Here is a 14,357-nt window from a genome sequence, read left to right on the forward strand (position 1 = left end):
AATTAAATTCATAAAATAGTGAATAATTTAAAATATTTTTATTACTTTAGAGGTAAACAATTCATTAAAACTATCTCAATTGAAATTTCTTAAGCACCGGTATTTACTGCCGGTGCTTTTTAGATTTTTTCTATACGCAACTCTCGAATATATCAGATAAACAACATTTTACGTATACTATTTTTTTCATTTTATGGTGAATAATTTAAAAATTTCATGTATATTTAGTCACACTAAATCTAACCCTATGAAAAATAAGAACTTAAAGAAACTTACCCGGAAAGAACAGGGAAAAATTAACGGAGGAGCTCTTCAGAAATGCCGTGAACATTACGAATGCCCAGGCGGTTCGTGTTGTCAGAATGTCTGTGTCCTTTACAACTGTCCTGAAGTATAACTAAATCATTTAAAATACGACTATGAAAAATCTGAAAAAACTCACAAGAAAAGAACAGGAAAAAATCAACGGTGCCGCATCTGCCAGATGTACCAGTCATGGGCAGTGTTTCGGTGGATGGTGTTGCAATATGACATGCGTGCCTTATGCCTGCATCGAAGAATAAGTTTTATTCATCAATCTCAATTTCACAAGCATCCGCATCCGCATGCTTTTTTTTGAGCAGGTAAAAGTTTAATTAATCCTTAAATTTTCCACTTCACTCGTCAATTTTAAAAATTTGGGTTATTTTTGCATTACCCTAAAAAATGACGTTTTGAATTCTAAAGACGAACTTGTATTCAACCCCGCCGATATTGCCGAAACCCTCAGCGAACTTCACGCTGACGAGAGGCTTTTGGCGTTTCTGAAAGTTCCGAAAGAATACAAAGCAGAAGTTTTTTCGCACCTCGATCCCGATTTCCAGGAAGAAACCATCCGAAGCATCGGCAGCGATGAAGTTTCGGAAATCCTGAATGCCATGACTCCGGATGACCGGACGGCGCTCTTTGAAGATTTCCCGGACGAGCTTATTAAATATTCCATCAACCACCTCAACCCGCAGGAACGGAGGATTGCCCTGAAGCTTCTTGGCTACGATTCCGATTCCATTGCCCGTCTGATGACGCCCTACTACATCCAGATCCGTAAGGAATGGACCATCAAAAGATGCCTTCAGCAGATCAAAAAAGTAGGAAGTAAGGTTGAAACGATGAACTACCTGTATGTAGTGGATGAAAGAAATCGGCTGATTGATGATATTGCCTTGGGAAGTTTGTTGTTGGCAGAAGAAGATACGATGGTTGCTGAAATTACCGACAATCATTTTGTAGCGATTACTACTACGACTACAAAAGAAGACGCCGTACAATATTTTGAGAAGTATGACCGTGCTGCCCTTCCGATTATTACCGAAGCCGGAGTATTGGTAGGCATCGTAACGATTGACGATATTCTTGACCAGATCGAACAGCAGAATACCGAAGATATCCAGAAATTCGGGGGATTGGAAGCCCTTGATCTTCCCTATACCCAGACTTCTCTTATAGAAATGGTTAAAAAAAGAGGCATGTGGCTAATTATCCTCTTCTTTTCCGAAATGCTGACCGCCTCGGCAATGGGTTATTTTGAGGACGAAATTCAGAAAGCGGTGGTGTTGGCATTGTTTGTTCCGCTGATCATTTCCAGCGGCGGAAATTCCGGTTCCCAGGCGGCAACCCTTATTATCCGGGCGATGGCCCTCCAGGAGATCGGGCTGAAAGACTGGTGGTATGTGATGCGGAAAGAGATTTTCACCGGGCTGCTTCTTGGAGGAATTCTGGGAGTAATCGGCTTCCTGAGAATTATGATCTGGCATAAGGCCGGCTTTTTCAATTACGGAATGCACTGGGCCTATGTAGGACTGAGTGTCGGAGTTTCACTGGTGATGATCGTGCTTTGGGGTACCCTTTCCGGATCGATGGTTCCTTTTATCCTTAAAAAATTAAAACTCGATCCCGCTACTTCTTCTGCTCCATTTGTAGCCACTTTGGTGGATGTTACGGGGCTCATTATTTATTTTTCGGTAGCAGGGCTTTTCTTAACAGGCAAACTTTTGTAATTTTAGGCCACCTCTAAAATATCAACATGAAAATAGTTTCTTTGGTTCCTTCCATTACGGAGGCTTTATTTGATTTGGGTCTTACCGAAAATGAAGTCGTCGGAAGAACGAAGTTCTGCATCCACCCGGCAGAAAAAGTAAAAAACGTACCGGTAATCGGCGGAACGAAAAATATCAACATCAATAAAATCAGATCCTTACAGCCCGACCTTATCCTGGCCAACAAAGAAGAAAATGTAAAAGAGCAGGTGCAAGCTTTAATGGATGACTTTAAAGTAACCGTTACCAACGTTGAAAATATCGAAGACAATTATTACCTGTTGAAAAATCTCGGACAACTGCTTAGTAAGGAAGACCGCGCGCAATTATTCAACCTGAAAATTTATGATGTCCTCAACCAGGCAAAAACACAGTCAAAAATAAAAACGGCCTATCTGATCTGGAAAAATCCTTATATGACCATTGGTTCCGATACCTTCATTCATAAAATCCTGGCCGAAATCGGGTTTGAGAATATTTTTGGAAACCGAAAACGTTATCCCGAGATCACCACCGAAGACCTTGCCGGTGCTGATCTTATCATGCTGTCTTCCGAACCTTTTCCTTTCAAAGAGAAACATCTCGAAGAACTGCAAGCTTTTTATCCCAATAAAAAAATCATGATCGTGGACGGAGAAGCCTTTTCTTGGTACGGAACGCATATTGCGAAGTGCGGCGAGTATTTTAAAGAGCTAATCCAGGAAGTGAATTCTGAAGTACCTCAATAAAGGTTTGAAATTTTAAGCACAAAGATAGTAATGCTGATTATTAAGTTGAATGCTTTATAAGTTTACAAATTTTTGAAAATTAGAGATTCTCAGCTGTGTCGTGAATGGCTATTGTATTTGTCATTCCGGAGGAATCCGGACATCGTAAATTATGTATTATCATGAATGAAGATATGTGTAATGTATCTGAAAAGACAATAATGCATTTGATGATTTTCTTTAAAGTTAGGCTAAAGCCTTTTCTGAATGTCTGCATAAGCGGACTAAATGATCAACGACATGCTATCTGTGTACCTAATGCACTTTATATTTTAATATACACAATCATCCGTGAAAATTTGTGAAAATCTGTGGTTCAAAATCTCGCCCCTTCAGGGCTGAAATGATCTACGTTGCCGTTATTACACCGGCCTGCACCCGGTGCTATTGCTGTAACACCCTTTCAGGGCTTAAAATTATTCCGCAATTAAAACTCACTTTGAAAAGAGCGATAATATGCACTATTATCCTGAAAAATCTGTGGTCAAAAATCTTGTCCCCTTCAGGACAAAAATGATCTACATTGCCGTTATTTTACCGGGCTGCACCCGGTGCTATTGCTGCAACACCCTTTCAGGGCTTAAAATTATTCCGCAATTAAAACTGACTTTGAAAAGAGATGATATACGCTATTATGCTGAAAAATCTGTGGTCAAAAATCTTGCCCCTTTAGGGCTGAAATGATCTACGTTGCCGTTATTTCACCGGGCTGCACCGGTGCTATTGCTGTAACACCCTTTCAGGGCTTAAAATTATTCCGCAATTAAAACTGACTTTGAAAAGAGCGATAATATGCACTATTATCCTGAAAAATCTGTGGTCAAAAATATCGCCCCTTCAGGGCTGAAATGATCTACGTTGCCGTTATTAACCGGGCTGCACACGGTGCTATTGCTGTAACACCCTTTCAGGGCTTAAAATTATTCCGCAATTAAAACTGACTTTGAAAAGAGCGATAATATGCTTAATTATATGTGAAAATCTGTAAAATCAGTAGTTTAAATCTTTCTATTTCGAGGATAAAAAAGACTGTTGCTACAAAAAATATTTTTGATATTCTGTTTGTTGATTATTGGTAATACCTGATATACGTTAGCTGCATTCCCCTCCTTAGGGGTGGCGAAAATTCTGAAAGAATTTTGACGGGGTGGTCTGAGGATGTGAAATTTTTCTATATTTCGGGATGCCAAAACACCAGACCAATGCCCTAGCCCGGATAGAAACGGTTACCCCACAGCAGGCGGTGGCCTTCGCGGCTGCACGAGGAGTAAGAGTGGATAGCCGGAAACAGCTCCTTAGAAGTTTGAGGATTGGTGAGTTGGGGTATTTGTAAGAGGAAGGAAGAAGTTATAGGGTAAGAGAGTGAGAGTTAGAGTTAAAGTAAGAGTAAGAGGGAAAGGAAAAAGAAAAAGGGAGAGGAAGAAAAAAACTCCGGCTCAGTGGAGAGTCGGAGTTGATTTTATTGAAAAACAGTTGTTACAAAATTTTGGAAACTTCGTTGCAAAGCCATTCCAGCAATTCGCGGTCTTCATCCGTAAAAGGATCGACCGTATGGGAATCGATGTCAATCTGCCCGATGTTCTGTCCGTCTTTAAAAATCGGAACCACAATTTCCGCCTTTGTATCGATGGAGCAGCTCAGGTAGTTGCTTTCTTCGTTCACATCCGGAACCACAAACGTTTCATTGGAAACGGCTACCTGACCGCAAATTCCTTTTCCGTATGGGATAATTGTGTGGTCGGTAGGAGCACCCACATAAGGTCCCAGCTTCAATTCGTCCTTATCCCCATTTTTGAAATAGAAACCCGTCCAGTTGAAATAAGAGATTTCCTGATCCAACAGGTGGCAAACTTTTTCGAGCTTTTCTTCTGTATTATGTTTTGGACTTTCGAGTATTGAGGAAAGTCGTTTCTTTAATTCTGACATTGTACTATATTGTTTTTAAGAGAATTGTTTGAGCGAAAGTTCTTCTTTATAGCCGAACATCCCGCGTTCCTTTATCATTTCCGCAACCCCTTCCGGAAGCTGGGTCTCCCACCCCTTCATGTTGCAGCCTATTTTCTTTAAAATATCTCTTGAATAAATTTCCAGGTACTCCGGATTGTAGCTGGTAATGTCTACAATACGTTCGTTGTGCTTGAAATATTTATACAGTTCCTTTAGATTTTCTTCTACTTTTAACGTATCGGAATTCAACAGTTCATGGGTTTCCGGATCTTTGTAAGGATACAGATATACCCTTAGTCCGTTTCTGAAAAATTTACCGAAAGCCTCCAAAATCCCTCCTGAAAGGTTCTTGTAATACTTTTCGTCGAATACCATCAGCAAGTTGTTTACGCCCATAGCTACCCCGATATTTCCGCTGGTGTAAGAGGCAAAATAATCGATCAGCCTGTAATATTCCGAATAATTGGAAATAATTACGGTATATCCTAATTTGCCCAGGACGTCTACCCGATCCAGGAAATCCCTTTCGTCGATATCGCCGTCTGCCCTGAGGTTGGAAATCGTAATTTCGATCAGCACTTCGGTATTGTCGGGGCTGCATGCCGAATCTTTCAAGAACATGTCCATCCCGTTTTTCAGCATATCGATATTCACCTTGGTTACCGGACGGAAACTTCCTCTCACCGCAAAAATATTTTTCTTGTATAAAATATCTGCCGGCAGCATATTGTTCCCTTCTGAATTGAAGATTACGGCATCCGTCATGCCGTGCTTCACCAGCTGTAAAGACATCAGCCTATTGTCTACATATTCGAATGCGGGACCGCTGAAATCGATCATATCAATCTCAAGATTGTCCTTCGCCACTTCATCATAAAGGGATTCTACTAAATTCCGGGGATTGTCGTAATAATGGAACGCCCCGAAAATAAGGTTTACCCCAAGATTCCCTAATGTTTCCTGCTGCAGCGTCGCGTCGTTTTCCTTGAACTTGACGTGAATAACAATTTCGTTATAATCCTCGTTCTCCTTTACCTGAAAACGGATTCCTACCCAGCCGTGTCCTTTGACCGTCTTATCAAAATTAATCGTGGTAACGGTATTGGCGTAGGAAAAAAACTTTCTGTTCGGGTTATTTTCCCTGGAAATCCTTTCCTCGATCAGAGCAACTTCGTACCGAAGCATTTTCCGAAGTCGGTTTTGGGTAACATACCTGTTTTTTACCTCTTTTCCGTAGATCGCATCACTAAAATCTTTGTCGTAAGCCGACATGGCCTTAGCAATTGTACCGGAAGCTCCCCCTGCTCTAAAAAAATGCCGAACAGTCTCCTGCCCTGCTCCAATTTCCGCGAAAGTACCATAAATAGTAGGATCTAGATTAATTGTTAATGCTTTTTGTTTAGGAGTTAGTTTCTGATACATTAGGACATTAAATTTTTCGTAAATTTACCAAAATTAAACCAACCTCAAAAGAAATGAAGTTGAAATTTTTAGGAACGGGAACTTCCCAGGGCGTACCCGTTATCGGCTGCACCTGCGAGGTATGTACTTCGGAAAATCCGAAAGACAGCCGGCTGCGGTCTTCCGTAATGGTGACCACCGATGAAAACAGGAAAATCCTTATCGACTGCGGCCCCGATTTCAGGCAGCAGATGCTGACGAACGGGGAAAACCATATCGATCTTGCCCTGCTTACCCACGAACATAATGATCACGTGATCGGTCTTGATGACATGCGCCCGCTGATTTTCAAAACAGGAAAAGACATGCCGCTGTACTGTTATTCAAGAGTGGGAAATGAGGTTAAGAAACGCTTTCCCTATGCTTTTGCCGACGTGCGGTATCCCGGCGCTCCGGCATTTGAGCTGCACGAAATTGAAAATAAGCCTTTCAAGGTTCTGGATATTGAAATTACACCGGTGGAAGTTATCCATTTTAAAATTACAGCCTTCGGGTATCGGTTTAAGGACCTTGCCTACATCACCGATGCCGGTTTTATTTCAGATACGGAAAAAGAAAAATTAAAAAATTTAGACGTTCTGATCATCAACTGTATCCGGAAGTTTGATCCGCACCCGGCTCATTTTATCCTTCCGGACGCTATTTCTCTGTTTGAAGAAGTTCAACCGAAAAAAATGTTTCTTACCCATCTTAGCCATCATTTTGGGCTACATGATGTTGAAGATAAACAACTTCCGGCCGGAATGCACCTTGCCTACGACGGTCTGGAGATTAATTTTTAAAAAATCCTTTCAAAAAGCTTTGGAATATTAAGAAAAGTTTCTATATTTGCACACCGATTCAAAAAAGGTAACACTGGCCCAGGTGGCGGAATTGGTAGACGCGCTGGTCTCAAACACCAGTTCTTAGGAGTACCGGTTCGATCCCGGTCCTGGGTACATATCAGAAAACCTCTGAAATCATTTGATTTTCAGAGGTTTTTTATTTTACTTATTTTTCATTTAAATATTTAGGATCTACAAAACAATTTGAATTCTAGTGAGAGAAGAAAATTAAAATAACTCCGTTTAAAAAACTTTTCTAAAATTAAACAGAAAACTGCCTTTGATCTTCTATTATCTATTTATTTAATATTATGTTCAGCTTTTGTAGAAACGGTTGTCCTTAATTTTTTCGCCAGATGCGGCTGGGGTAAAGACAATGCGCTTAAAAAAGTGATATTGGTACGATGGCCGTTTTTGTCGACTTTTAAAACAATAGAGCCACAGCATGGAGAAGCAAAGAAGTAGTTTTCATATTGTGCGCCGCAGGTGAAGCATTCTGTAATAATAATCTCTTTTTTTTCGAAATTTTCCATAGTTATTGTGTTATTAAAATATGATGTCGGAACGAACGATACCGTTCTGAACTTTAAAATTGTAAAAGAATAAATTATAATTTATATCTCAGTCTCTACCTGTATTTTATTAAGCAGAGAAACTTTGTATAAGGCGTCGATGACCGGCGCATCGATCATCCTTCTGTTTTTTACCCGTCTAATATATTCGGGAGTTTTTGCTTTGTCTCTGAGAATGAGGTTTACGGAATGGGTATAATGTGCAGGTAACCATTCGTCGATGAAATCAAACTTATCAACGGTTCTCTTCTGACGGTAGCGATGTATCGGTTTGCCCATACAAATAAAATGAATTTTGTTTAACCTTTTTTCGTAATTTTGTGCTTGTCTGCTAAGACAATTGTAAAAACAAATATACAACTATATATTGAAATAACAATATATAATTTAAATTTTAACAATTATAAATTGTTTATTTTTAACACAAATTAAGCTACTCAATATGAAAATTTACGAAAAGATCCGTGAGTACAGCAAGGGAAAAGGCGAAACCATGAAAGAAATTGCAGATAAATACGGAGTAACACCACAGGCCATCCAAATGTATTTTTCCGGCAAAAACGCAATGCCTCTTAATTTTTTAGCCTGGTATATCGAAGAGCACCCCGATATTGATTTATATGCACTTTTCAGTAAAGAACATAACCAGATTGTTTCCGAACCAAGAGCTGAATATCATAAAAAATACAGAAAGCAGCACGTGATCGACCGGATCATCAGCATTCTGGAAGAGGAACTGTAGTTCTCATACAGATTTCTATTCTGAGATCTATACAAAATATTACCGGAAAAGAAATCAAAACCCCTTTTCCGGTTTTTTTATTGTGGACTGGCAACAGCTGTAAAGCAAACCGATACCGCCAAATCTGTAGGATTCTCACTTGTCCGAGAAATTTATCCAAATTATTTGTCATCTCTGCGAAAATTATTTTATTGATTTTCACAATTTATTTATCTTCGCTTTTCAAACATGTATCATTAATTTTGCCTTAAGAATAGACCGTATGCCATCCAGCCCGCACAAACTGATTCCGATGACAGATTTCGTTATAGAGTATTATTCTCATGAAGGGTATGCAGATCTGCAGACCCTGAAATTGATGAACAATTATGCAACTTTTCTGAAAAAGCCGCTGACTTTGGGAATGTTTGTACCGGTAGATGAGACAGGAAGCATTCTGAAAGAACCGAAGAATTATACTTCCTGGAAATCGCTTAAACACAACACAAAAAGGTCTGCCGGCGATGTAGGAAGCACAGCTTTTGAAGAGTATAAAGTATATCAAAAAGCTGAAAAAAAATGTCTTTTCGAAGGGTTTAAAATTGCCTATAACGGTTTTTCAGTGGTAAGAATTATCGCAATGTACGATGAATCGATTGAATTATCATTTAATAAAAATGAGAAATTGTTTCAGAATTTTAACGACATAGAATCGCTGACCTATTTCAATGAAATATATCTGAATGGTGCTGCTTTAAGAAAAATAGGTATTCACAAATAATTATCTGATAAAATGATCTTCGTTGATCAAGGAGATAAACTCAGACATATTCTTGGAATCTGAAAGGAAAGAAAGTTTTTTTACGACTGTCTTTATCACCGGTAAATTTAGGATTCGCTTTGCCATGACAACTGTTTTAAATTAAATGATTTCAAGACTTTAGATTTAAATGGGTTGCCAGAACCCTAAGTCTCTTATTCTGAGTAAACAAAGTTTGTACCTATTTTTATTAACGGGCAAAAATTTAACATAATAAAATAATATTTTAAATAAGTTTGTGAGGATCTAAGTTTGCGGAAAGCTTATAAAACAATTAATTTCCCGCAAATCTTACAGATTTAACAAGTAATTTTTAATCTGCAAGAGCGGCGGGAAAAAATTTGAATAAAATTAATTAAGTAAAATCCTGATAATAAGCCGTATCATGCTTTCACAGCTTTCCCATAGACCTCCAATGCTCTTTTCCGGGCAGCGGTATGTTCTACGATAGGCTCGGTTTTTAAGTCTTCCTCATCCAACCATTCTTTGATGTACTTTTGGTCCTTATCGAACTTTTTTGTCTGTTCGGAAGGATTAAACACTCTGAAATAAGGAGCTGCATCACAACCGCATCCTGCCACCCACTGCCAGTTCCCGTTATTGGAAGACAGCTCATAATCCAGGAGCTTTTCGGCAAAATAAGCTTCTCCCCACCGCCAGTCGATCAGCAGATGCTTGGTAAGAAAACTCGCAACCACCATTCTCACACGGTTATGCATAAATCCCACTTCATTCAGCTGCCGTATTCCTGCATCCACGATAGGATAACCGGTTTTTCCTTCGCACCACAGTTTAAACTCCTTTTCATCATTCCGCCATTTAATGTTTTCATATTTATCTTTAAAAGGCTGTTTAACCACTTTTGGAAAATGATACAGGATCTGCATGAAAAACTCCCTCCAGATCAATTCGTTCAGCCAGGTTTCATTATGTTTTAAAGCATATTGTACACATTTCCGAACGGAGATGGTCCCGAAACGCAGGGCAACACCCAAATGGGTCGTATGATCCATCCCGGGAAAATTTCTGTATTTGCCGTAATCCTCAATGATCGATTTTTTGAGGGTTGGCTTTTCATCTTGAATATCTGTCTCTTGGAATCCTATATCTTTCAAATTAGGATATTTTGGAGCAGAATACTGTAAAAATTCAGAAAAATTGGTGCTGTAATTTTTGATCTTTTCAGATTTCAGAACTTCTTTCCATTTTTTAGAATAAGGCGTATAAACGGTATATGGTTTACCGTCTTTCTTCGCAACTTCATCTTTATGAAAAACCACCTGATCTTTATAGGATTTCAATTGAATATTTTTCTTTTCCAGAAAATCAACGACGTCCTTATCACGTTGGATGGCTTCCGGCTCATAATCTTCATTGCAGAAAACCGTATCAATCTCAAAATCTTTCGTCAGTTTTTTGAATGCGTCCAAAGGCTTGTCATGAAAAGTAGTCAGGCCGCTTTTGTGCTTTTTCAGTTCTTCATGAATTTCTTTCAGCGCGCGGTGGAAATAGTCTACCCTCTTATCGGATTTGTTTTCCAGCTTATCGAGAATTCCTTTATCATAAATAAATATAGGTAATACCTTCAGTCCGGATTTCAATGCTTCGGAAAGACCGCAATTGTCTTCAAGGCGAAGATCCCTGCGGAACCAGAAGATATTTATTTTTTCTTTTTCAGACATCCCGCTTATTTTTGATTAAACATTTTTTCCAGAATCTGGTAGCGGTAATCAAAAATATCTTCCACTTTTTTCTTCACCATAATGCTGTGGGCAATTTCTCCCAGAAAACCCAACGGCAGTTCGTAATCCACCGTATCTTTCATCAGTACACCGTTCTCATTCTCGATAAATTCGTGAAAATGGTGCCACAGCTTGTAAGGCCCTTTCTTCTGGAAATCCGTAAAACTCTTCCGGTCGTCGACGTGAATGATTTCAGTCTGCCATTTCATTTTAATCCCAAATAAAGGTGAGACAAAATAATCGATGATCATTCCCTCATAAATTTCATCGTTTTCAAAGGTCGTTAAGACGATAAAATTCATTTCTTTCGGAGTTATTTTTGAAAGATTATTGGCCGAAGAGAAGAATTTCCAGGCAGTTTCGATATCACAATTGAGCTGCTGTTCGCGGTGGAGTCGGTGTTTCATGTATTCCAAATTTTTATCGGATTGGATTATACAAAAATCAGACTAAACGTGGTAGGAACTTCTGAAAGACGAAAAATAATACCACAATGATGTTGAGCTTAAGAAGTAAAATTGGGAATGATCAGCTTTCTGTTTATGTGATAAGGATTATTGTACACAGAGTACACAAAGTCTTTCTTGACAAGCTTGCTGTTTAAGTTGACAGAGCCGTTTCACTTCACAAAGAAAACAAAGTTCTAAATCTTCAATATTTGCTTGAGTTTGATAAGGACCTTTTAATTTAAAAAATATGCGTAATCCATAAGAACGATATGTGATTGTTCAAGCGTTTAAATTTAATTATAAATCCACATCAGCACAGGCTTTCTGGACTTCTGAAGCATGGGGTCGATTTGCCTCATCGCGTTGTTGGAAACGGTAGGACAGCCCCATCCTTCCGGCGAACCATTCGGAAAGACCTCCTCATCACTCATTAGATTCCAGGAATGAAAAACGATCACCCTTTTCAACGCATTGCTGTTGGTTTCTTCCAGGCCATGCATAAGGTATTTTACATGGACTCCCCAATCGCTGTAACCGCGTTCCTGAAGCTTGTATTTTCCCAATGAAGACAAATGGCTGCCGTCTTCATTACTAAATTCTGGTTGGTCTCTGGAAGCATCCCTGCTCCACGGGTTCCGGCCACAGCCATGACCTACCAGGTATCTCGCGGTAACCTTATTTTTCTTAAAATCCCATGCGAATAACCTTTTCACGCCCGAATGCAGGCTCATGTCGATCAGAATACATAAATCCGTATTAAGATTTTTCTTTTTGGCGAACTGCAGTGCTTCTTCCGCTTTATTCCTGGTTTTTACAGAATCCGGTACAGGCTTTTTTTCATCATTTACTGGTGAGCTAAACAAATTTCCGGAATCTCTTTTGCGGGATTCCGGCGTGCAGGATAATACAAAGAAAACCGTAAGAATGAAGCTTAAAATTTTCACACCAATTATTTATAATGCAAGAAAATCCCATAATCCGAAGGCGTCCACCATGCTGCTTTCTGTCCGGCGGCTTTTAAGGCATTGTTTGCCCAGGTGTTGCAGGTATCCAGAAAGCTGTATTTTCCTTTGGCATCATAAAAAGCATCCGTGTTTCCGTACACGGCATTGGTAGGAACCAGCACATAGTTCCCGCCGGCATCTTTGTCAAACTTTTCATCGACAAACTTTACCAGGTCTTTATATTGGTTTTTGCTGATCATGATCATTTTGCAATCCTCCCCTTCCTTCATTGTTTTGTAATAGGTACAGTGCATCGCCGATTCACTCAGCCAGAAGGCTGCTTTAAAGGCAGTTGAGAACTTCAGGTCAGCCCAGGTCGGCGTATCCAGGTAAAACCCTTTGTCACCCCAGCCGATCCCGACATACTGATAATCGGTTGCTTTTGATTTGGTATTGCTGAACGGGATCTTTGCGCTCCAGTCGTGCAGATCGTTTTTCACAGGCATTACAATATCGGTATGAACACCGTTGGTATAGATGTAAATCGGGATTTCTTTTTTCTGGCCGTCATCTTTGGCAGAAACTTCGATAAAAGGCAGGAAATATCCGGCAGCAATATAGACAATAACAATTCCGATAAGTATTCCTAATGTTTTGAGAATAATCAGTAACATTCTTTTCACATTCATGTTTAGTGATTTAATAAAATTTAATATATAATTTTCGCAAAAGTATTGGTTTCAATTGAAATTTTTGCTAAATTTAAGTACAAATACATCACAAATATGCAGAAAAACGCTAAATCAAACAAGAGATTTAAAATCAGGGTAAAAGTAGCTCCAAAAAGAGTTCAAAAAAAGCGTTGATTTTCGGTGATCCTATTCTCCCGGAAGTTAATTTTCTTTTTTAGCCATCCCTTTAAAATCTTCACCTTCTTAAAATTATTTTTTTAAGAATAGCCGTTTCACCGCCTTTGCCCGGAACTTCAATCTTTCCGGATAAGGCCGTATCCGCAAAAAACTGCATTTATTTTTTATCCGAAGATTGTTCCAAGAATTCAATATTCCGTTTCAGACCTGCGAATTTTGTCCTTTTAACAGGAGATTTCCTGAAAATTTCCGAAAAAAGATCCTGGGTAAGCTCCCGCCACTCTCCTTTTTTAAAATTCTTTAATGTTTCGTTCGGCTTGAATTTGCTCTGCTGGTGCGGTGCCGAAAAACGGTTCCACGGACAGACATCCTGGCAAACATCGCAACCGAACATCCAGTCATCCATCTTATCTTTAAAATAATCCGGAATCGCATCCTTCAATTCAATCGTTGCGTAGGATATGCACTTGCTTCCATCGACCAGCTTTTCGGAAACGATGGCCCCGGTAGGACAGGCATCGATGCATTTCCTGCAGGTTCCGCAATGGTCCGTTGTCGGATGATCCGGAATCAGTTCCAGGTCACAGATAATCTCTGCCAGAAAATAAAATGATCCGCTTTGCCGGGTAATCAGGTTTGCATTTTTTCCTACCCAGCCGATGCCCGACTTTCTTGCCCAGCTCCTTTCAAGCACCGGTGCAGAATCTACAAATACCCGGAATCCGAACTCCCCTATTTCCTGCTGAAGCTCCGCCACCATATCCCGCAGAATGTCTTTGATGACTTCATGATAATCTTCCGCATAGGCATATTTAGAGATCTTAAAATTTTCGAGCGTTGAAATTTTTTCTTCTGGGAAGTAATTGTAGGAAAGAGAAATTACAGACTTTGACCCTTCTACCAGCAATCTCGGATCCAGTCTTTTGTCGAAATAATTCTCCATATACTTCATCTCGCCATGAAAATTGTTCTTCAGCCAGGTCTCCAGCGGGCGGGCATCTTCCTCAAGAAATTCCGCTTTGGAAATGCCACAGCTCTGAAACCCAAAACTTTTGGCCTTGGCTTTAATCAGCTGTGAATATCTTTCTGCGGTTGAACTCATCTTTTACATTGCAAAACTAAGATTATTTTATAAATTTGCCGCGTTTGAAAAATTCAGACCTCAT

General features: G+C 39.5%; 15 protein-coding genes and 1 tRNA gene. 7 read left to right on the plus strand and 9 right to left on the minus strand.

Annotated features, from left to right (window positions below; all coding sequences use genetic code 11):
• Positions 1–247: 247 nt before the first annotated feature.
• The 3 genes from QE422_RS16440 to QE422_RS16450 all read left to right on the plus strand — a co-directional run bounded on the left by QE422_RS16440 (position 248) and on the right by QE422_RS16450 (position 2,803).
• Positions 248–397, plus strand: coding sequence for a hypothetical protein (locus QE422_RS16440; RefSeq protein ID WP_307460780.1), 150 nt, complete (start codon positions 248–250; stop codon positions 395–397).
• 316 nt (positions 398–713) lie between these two features.
• The gene (gene mgtE, locus QE422_RS16445) at positions 714–2,036 is read left to right on the plus strand and encodes a magnesium transporter (RefSeq protein WP_307460783.1); all 1,323 of its coding nucleotides are present in this window, start codon (positions 714–716) and stop codon (positions 2,034–2,036) included.
• Positions 2,037–2,062: 26 nt separating this feature from the next.
• The gene (locus QE422_RS16450; protein ID WP_307460786.1) at positions 2,063–2,803 is read left to right on the plus strand and encodes an ABC transporter substrate-binding protein; all 741 of its coding nucleotides are present in this window, start codon (positions 2,063–2,065) and stop codon (positions 2,801–2,803) included.
• 1,515 nt (positions 2,804–4,318) lie between these two features.
• Here QE422_RS16450 and QE422_RS16455 read toward each other — a convergent pair.
• Together QE422_RS16455 and QE422_RS16460 are read right to left on the minus strand one after the other, a co-directional pair.
• Positions 4,319–4,768, minus strand: a complete 450-nt coding sequence (locus QE422_RS16455; RefSeq protein ID WP_048509783.1) for a GAF domain-containing protein — start codon at positions 4,766–4,768, stop codon at positions 4,319–4,321.
• 15 nt (positions 4,769–4,783) lie between these two features.
• Positions 4,784–6,211, minus strand: a complete 1,428-nt coding sequence (locus tag QE422_RS16460) for a TonB-dependent receptor (protein WP_307460794.1) — start codon at positions 6,209–6,211, stop codon at positions 4,784–4,786.
• A 53-nt stretch (positions 6,212–6,264) separates the two neighbouring features.
• Between QE422_RS16460 and QE422_RS16465 the strand changes: the two genes are divergently transcribed.
• Positions 6,265–7,032, plus strand: a complete 768-nt coding sequence (locus QE422_RS16465) for an MBL fold metallo-hydrolase (protein WP_307460796.1) — start codon at positions 6,265–6,267, stop codon at positions 7,030–7,032.
• A gap of 76 nt (positions 7,033–7,108) precedes the next feature.
• Positions 7,109–7,188, plus strand: a tRNA-Leu gene (locus QE422_RS16470).
• A gap of 185 nt (positions 7,189–7,373) precedes the next feature.
• Here QE422_RS16470 and QE422_RS16475 read toward each other — a convergent pair.
• Both QE422_RS16475 and QE422_RS16480 read right to left on the minus strand, forming a co-directional pair.
• Positions 7,374–7,607, minus strand: coding sequence for a hypothetical protein (locus QE422_RS16475; RefSeq protein ID WP_307460798.1), 234 nt, complete (start codon positions 7,605–7,607; stop codon positions 7,374–7,376).
• An 81-nt stretch (positions 7,608–7,688) separates the two neighbouring features.
• On the minus strand, positions 7,689–7,925 hold the full coding sequence (locus tag QE422_RS16480; protein WP_307460801.1) for a hypothetical protein: 237 nt from the start codon (positions 7,923–7,925) through the stop codon (positions 7,689–7,691).
• 163 nt (positions 7,926–8,088) lie between these two features.
• Here QE422_RS16480 and QE422_RS16485 point away from each other — a divergent pair, with 163 nt between their 5' ends.
• Positions 8,089–8,388, plus strand: coding sequence for a helix-turn-helix domain-containing protein (locus QE422_RS16485; RefSeq protein WP_307460804.1), 300 nt, complete (start codon positions 8,089–8,091; stop codon positions 8,386–8,388).
• 292 nt (positions 8,389–8,680) lie between these two features.
• Entirely contained in the window at positions 8,681–9,148 is a 468-nt protein-coding gene (locus QE422_RS16490; RefSeq protein ID WP_307460806.1) for a hypothetical protein, read from the plus strand.
• 422 nt (positions 9,149–9,570) lie between these two features.
• Here QE422_RS16490 and QE422_RS16495 read toward each other — a convergent pair whose 3' ends face one another.
• The 5 genes from QE422_RS16495 to queG all read right to left on the minus strand — a co-directional run bounded on the left by QE422_RS16495 (position 9,571) and on the right by queG (position 14,293).
• Positions 9,571–10,869, minus strand: coding sequence for a deoxyribodipyrimidine photo-lyase (locus QE422_RS16495; protein WP_307460808.1), 1,299 nt, complete (start codon positions 10,867–10,869; stop codon positions 9,571–9,573).
• Positions 10,870–10,874: 5 nt separating this feature from the next.
• Complete coding sequence (locus tag QE422_RS16500; protein ID WP_307460810.1) at positions 10,875–11,336, minus strand: SRPBCC family protein; 462 nt, start codon at positions 11,334–11,336, stop codon at positions 10,875–10,877.
• 335 nt (positions 11,337–11,671) lie between these two features.
• A complete protein-coding gene (locus QE422_RS16505) occupies positions 11,672–12,322 on the minus strand; it encodes a murein L,D-transpeptidase catalytic domain-containing protein (protein WP_307460813.1) in 651 nt (216 codons plus the stop codon).
• Between the two features lie 5 nt (positions 12,323–12,327).
• Positions 12,328–13,005 (minus strand): TIGR02117 family protein, encoded by a 678-nt coding sequence (locus QE422_RS16510; RefSeq protein WP_373463441.1) that lies wholly within the window; start codon positions 13,003–13,005, stop codon positions 12,328–12,330.
• A 343-nt stretch (positions 13,006–13,348) separates the two neighbouring features.
• Complete coding sequence (queG, locus tag QE422_RS16515) at positions 13,349–14,293, minus strand: tRNA epoxyqueuosine(34) reductase QueG (protein ID WP_307460818.1); 945 nt, start codon at positions 14,291–14,293, stop codon at positions 13,349–13,351.
• Positions 14,294–14,357: the final 64 nt, after the last annotated feature.

The sequence above is a fragment of the Chryseobacterium sp. SORGH_AS_0447 genome (assembly GCF_030818695.1).
Lineage (GTDB): Bacteria > Bacteroidota > Bacteroidia > Flavobacteriales > Weeksellaceae > Chryseobacterium.

Excerpts from the sequence above, each read along its gene's own strand:
- QE422_RS16460 (WP_307460794.1), bottom strand. The coding sequence starts at position 6,211 with ATGTATCAGAAACTAACTCCTAAACAAAAAGCATTAACAATTAATCTA.
- QE422_RS16490 (WP_307460806.1), top strand. The coding sequence starts at position 8,681 with ATGACAGATTTCGTTATAGAGTATTATTCTCATGAAGGGTATGCAGAT.
- QE422_RS16440 (WP_307460780.1), top strand. The coding sequence starts at position 248 with ATGAAAAATAAGAACTTAAAGAAACTTACCCGGAAAGAACAGGGAAAA.
- QE422_RS16475 (WP_307460798.1), bottom strand. The coding sequence starts at position 7,607 with ATGGAAAATTTCGAAAAAAAAGAGATTATTATTACAGAATGCTTCACC.
- QE422_RS16500 (WP_307460810.1), bottom strand. The coding sequence starts at position 11,336 with ATGAAACACCGACTCCACCGCGAACAGCAGCTCAATTGTGATATCGAA.
- QE422_RS16480 (WP_307460801.1), bottom strand. The coding sequence starts at position 7,925 with ATGGGCAAACCGATACATCGCTACCGTCAGAAGAGAACCGTTGATAAG.
- QE422_RS16465 (WP_307460796.1), top strand. The coding sequence starts at position 6,265 with ATGAAGTTGAAATTTTTAGGAACGGGAACTTCCCAGGGCGTACCCGTT.
- QE422_RS16450 (WP_307460786.1), top strand. The coding sequence starts at position 2,063 with ATGAAAATAGTTTCTTTGGTTCCTTCCATTACGGAGGCTTTATTTGAT.
- QE422_RS16495 (WP_307460808.1), bottom strand. The coding sequence starts at position 10,869 with ATGTCTGAAAAAGAAAAAATAAATATCTTCTGGTTCCGCAGGGATCTT.
- QE422_RS16485 (WP_307460804.1), top strand. The coding sequence starts at position 8,089 with ATGAAAATTTACGAAAAGATCCGTGAGTACAGCAAGGGAAAAGGCGAA.
- queG (WP_307460818.1), bottom strand. The coding sequence starts at position 14,293 with ATGAGTTCAACCGCAGAAAGATATTCACAGCTGATTAAAGCCAAGGCC.
- QE422_RS16455 (WP_048509783.1), bottom strand. The coding sequence starts at position 4,768 with ATGTCAGAATTAAAGAAACGACTTTCCTCAATACTCGAAAGTCCAAAA.